Raw genomic sequence first — 4289 nt, 5'->3', positions numbered from 1 at the left:
CGGCGGTCTCTCCCGACACGGTGCATCGGGACTCGTAGTTCAAACGATCGCGTAACATCCAGAAGAAACACACAGGCTCGAAGACCCAAGGGTCGCGGAGGTTGTCGCAAGAAGGAGATCGGGGAGGCTTCCCTAGCCAAGGGCTAAAGTGGCTAGAGAGTCAGTAGACAGAATGGTGGTGGCAGCCTCGGCGCAGCATTCACGAACGTTGACGTCGAGTCCAACCCTCACTGCCTAGCTGCCGTACTCAGCAGCCAATCACTTTGGCATAAGCGTAAAGCAGACGACTGCGAGGAGCCCGATCTCCGACCGCAGTTGCTCGGGGCCCGAGTCCGGTGTCGGCGGCGACAAACAGGAAAGCACGGTGGCGAGGACGGCTCGCATCGCCCAGCGAAAGGCCGCCTGAGCGATCTTCCTACGTTACCCCGTCGCGTCTAATCTGGGAGGACGATGCAGCCGAAAAGCGCGGCGCACGCTGGCCCCATGAGCGTGCTCACCGGTGAGCCAATCGAGGTCCGCACGCGACAGCGCGGCCACTCGGCGATCGCTACAGGCGTCGCGGCAGGGACACATGTTCTCATCCTGCTGGCGTTGATGGTCTTTCTGGGGCGCGTACCCACGCTCTCCGAGGGACCGGTCGGTTTCGAGCCGCTCACACTGGTTTTCGAGATCGAGGTGGGGCCCGGGGGTGGCGGGGGCGGAGGAGGAGAAGAATCACCGGCGCCGCCGTCGGTGCGAAAGGCCGAGGGCGAGGACGTCGCCGAGGTGGCGATTCAACCGAAGGCGACCGAGCCGCTGATCTTCGAACCGGATCCCACACCGGTCGAACAGGCGCTCGAGCCTGCGATGGACGTTGTCGCGCCTTTCGTGCCCACCGCCCCCGACGAGATCACACAAAAAGGCGTTCTGGAAGGAACCGAACAAGCGAACGAGTCAGGCGGTCCCGGAAGCGGGGGTGGGGCCGGTACCGGCGTGGGGACGGGCATCGGTCCCGGCGAAGGTCCCGGAGTGGGCGAGGGACGAGGCGGCGGCTACGGCGGCGGGGCGTACCGCGTGGGGTCGGGTGTCGAGCCCCCGATCGTGATCCGCCGCGTCGAGCCGGCCTACACCAACGAGGCTTTGCGGAAAAGGATCGAAGGCGAAGTAGTGTTGGAAGTCATCATTCTGAAGGACGGAACCGTCGGGAGCGTCGGTTTAATCGAAAGCCTCGACCCGGAACTCGATCGAAGCGCCATCGAGGCGGTGCGGAAGTGGCGCTTCCTCCCGGGGAAGTTTCGCGGCCAGCCTGTCGACGTCATCGCCGAAGTCGTCGTCGATTTCAAGCTGTTTTGAGGCCCGCGCTTACGGGCTCGCCTCGACCTGGCGAACCATGAGCACGACGCTCGTCAGACCCGAAGTGCGGCAAATGTCGAGAATCTGAACGAGACGGCCGTACGGCACGCCATCGTCTCCCCAGATCGCGACGGGAACGTCGAAATCACCGCCGGCTTCCAGAAGAAGCTGATCCGAGAGCGTCAAGAGGGTCACCTCCCGATCACCCAGAAAGATCCGCCCGCTCGCTTCGACGGAGATGCTCACCCCCGCGTCCCCGCTCGCCTCTCCCGACTCCGCCGAAGGAAGCTCCACGCGAATGCCGGGGTTGATGAAGGCCGACGTGAGGAGGAAGAAAACCAGGAGCTGGAACACGACGTCGATGAGCGGGGTCAGATCGATTGGCGCCCCCACTCGCTTTCTGCGGCGAAAGCTGATCATGCCTCATTCCTTCGAGCATCGGATGCCGGCGAAGACGCGCCGAAACTGGCGACTTCCGCCAAAGCCTCTTCCATCGCAAGGGCAAGAGCGTCGATACGGCTCTGGAGCCATTCATGCGACACGATGGCGGGGATGGCGACGACGAGTCCGGCCACGGTCGTGAGCAGTGCCTGCCAGATTCCACTCGCGAGAACCGAGGGATCCGGCGGGCCTTGCATCGTCGAGACCGCGAGAAACGCCTCCACCAGACCGACGACGGTGCCGAGGAGCCCCAAGAGCGGCGCGATTCGGGCGATGACCGCGATGCCCCTCAAACCCCGTTCCAGGTCATGGAGCTCGCGGTTGCCGGACACGGTGAGGATCTGCTCTCGCTCTTCGCTCGAGAGATCGCGCGATCGCAGGGACGTTCCGAGGACGTTCATGATGGGACCACGATTCTCGCGGCAAAGGCTCGACGCGTCTTCGACCTTGCCTTGAGCGACGAGCAGAACGACCTGCGGCACGAGCTTCCGCTGCCCCGAACCGAACCGATACAACGCATAGGCGCGATCGAGAAAGATGGCGAAGCCGATGACGGAACAGAGCACGATCGGCCAAAGGAGCGGGCCGGCTTGAAGAATGAAGTTCATGGCATCTCCTCGCCGAACAAAATAGGTCCACGAGGCCCGACGAGCAAGCCCTTTCCCGGCGCCAGGAACCCAGGCTGACCTACCGCACCGGGGTACGGAGCGGGTGGTGTGGTCACCCTGCCATTTAGAAACGCGGGAAGAAGCTCACGGGATGCCATATCGCTTGGTGAGACGGTTGGACGAGCTCGCGAACCTTCCGATCGGCGTCCAGAAGCTCTGCGATTCCGACTTCGTCAGATCGGTGGCGGAGCCCAACCGCCGAGCGCTTCTTCGACGCGCGCCGCGAGCGCGATGACCCGATCGTCTCGCCACGGGCCCGCGGTCAGCTGGACGCCGATCGGAAGGCCTCCCGACGACGTACCCGCCCGGACGACCGCGGCAGGCCATCCGGTCAGATTCTGGGTCATCGTGTAACTGAATCCCGGATACGAGTCGGGAAGCTCGCTCGGCCTCAGCGCCGGGAAAGCATTGACCGGAGACACGAAGAAATCGTAGCGATCGAAAAATGCCAGGGCGTTCCGACAGAACCGGTCCCACCGGTCTCGGAGGCGGACGAGTCGCTCGGGTTCGCGCGTGGGCGCTTCGAGATAACGAGAGAGCGTGGTCTCCTCGAGGGAGGTCCCCGCCTCTTCCAGCAGAAGGCGCACCTGAGCCCCGCCGTCCCATCCACGGAGAAGCCCGGCGTGAAGCTCGACGGTCGTCTCGATGCCGTCGGGTCGCGCTTCCTCGAAAGAAATGCCTTTCCCCGCGAGCGCGGCGACCGTGGCCTCGACGACCCTCACCGTCTCGTCGGTCGGAGGAGCAATGCCGTTGTCGACGAAGAAAGCGCCCCGCAGCTTCGAGAGCTCGACGTCGGATGAACGAGTGAGAGGAACGGGCGCAATGAACGGGTCTTTGCCATCCGGCCCCTCAATGATCTTCAGCAGGAGCTCGAGGTCCTCGACACGGCGGGCGAGCGGCCCGACGTGGACCATGCGCTGAGTGACACCGCGCGGCGGCGGAAAGTGCCCCGTTCTCGGTACGCGGCCCGAGGTCGGCTTGAGGCCCGCGATCCCGCTGAAATGAGCGGGCAGCCGGATGCTTCCGCCGAGATCGCTTCCTACGTCGAAATAGGAGCCGCAGGCGGCCACGATCGCCACCGCGCCCCCGCTCGAGCCCCCTGGCATCCGAGTCACATCGTAGGGGTTGTGGGTACGACCGTAAACCCGGTTGTCGGTGTCATACGACAAGGTCATCTCCGGGGTGTTGGTCTTCCCCAGGAGGATGGCACCTTCGGCCCGAAGACGGGCGACCACGGTGGCGTCTCGCATTGGCACGTGCTCGGCCCGACCCAGGGTTCCGTAGGTAGAACGCACCCCTTCGGTATCGAACGTGTCCTTGATCGTCATCGGAACTCCGTGAAGAGCTCCGACTTTCTCGTCTCGCGACAGCGCCCGGTCCGCGGCCCTCGCTTCTTCGAGAGCACGATCGGCACTCGAGCACACCACGGCGTTCAGCCGCGGATTGACGGCTTCGATTCGATCGAGGCAAGCGCGAACGAGTTCTTCGGCCGAGACTTCCTTCCTTCGGATTGCTGCGGCCACCGCGCTCGCCGACAGACAGAGCACTTCCTTCAAGGGAAGGGAATTCTAACCGGGACTCAGCTTTCCCGTCACCCATGGCGGGGAAGAGTCGGCCTGGGGATAATAGAAAGCGCGATCGTTTGATGACGAAATTCGAGGTCCCATGATCAAAACACTGTCTCTTTCTCTTCTTTTCATCTTCGGATGTGTGGAGATCGGTCGGGCGACCGACGTCGAGATTCTCGGCGGCCTCGCCGTCTGGTCTCCCGCTCTCGACACTCGTTTCGACGCCTCCTACACGCCGTCTCGTGTCGTGGGAATCAACCAGCTCTTCACCGACCCTGAC

The 4289-nt window shown here is 63.8% G+C and carries 5 protein-coding genes; 2 read left to right on the top strand and 3 right to left on the bottom strand.

The genetic code is table 11. The annotated features are described in order from the left end of the window. Positions 1-450 precede the first annotated feature (450 nt). Entirely contained in the window at positions 451-1332 is an 882-nt protein-coding gene (locus tag VEK15_19530; protein ID HXV62900.1) for an energy transducer TonB, read from the top strand. 9 nt (positions 1333-1341) lie between these two features. Here VEK15_19530 and VEK15_19525 read toward each other — a convergent pair whose 3' ends face one another. From VEK15_19525 to VEK15_19515, 3 genes are all read right to left on the bottom strand, one after another. Further along, positions 1342-1752 (bottom strand): biopolymer transporter ExbD, encoded by a 411-nt coding sequence (locus VEK15_19525; protein ID HXV62899.1) that lies wholly within the window; start codon positions 1750-1752, stop codon positions 1342-1344. Next, entirely contained in the window at positions 1749-2381 is a 633-nt protein-coding gene (locus VEK15_19520; GenBank protein ID HXV62898.1) for a MotA/TolQ/ExbB proton channel family protein, read from the bottom strand. Before VEK15_19520 ends, VEK15_19525 begins: the two co-directional genes overlap by 4 nt. A gap of 233 nt (positions 2382-2614) precedes the next feature. Further along, positions 2615-3988, bottom strand: coding sequence for an amidase (locus VEK15_19515; protein HXV62897.1), 1374 nt, complete (start codon positions 3986-3988; stop codon positions 2615-2617). 118 nt (positions 3989-4106) lie between these two features. Between VEK15_19515 and VEK15_19510 the strand changes: the two genes are divergently transcribed. After that, positions 4107-4289 (top strand): hypothetical protein (locus VEK15_19510; protein HXV62896.1); only part of this gene is annotated, 183 nt, incomplete at its 3' end.

The sequence above is a fragment of the Vicinamibacteria bacterium genome, assembly GCA_035620555.1.
Lineage (GTDB): Bacteria > Acidobacteriota > Vicinamibacteria > Marinacidobacterales > SMYC01 > DASPGQ01.
This window is presented reverse-complemented; position numbering and strand designations above follow the sequence as displayed.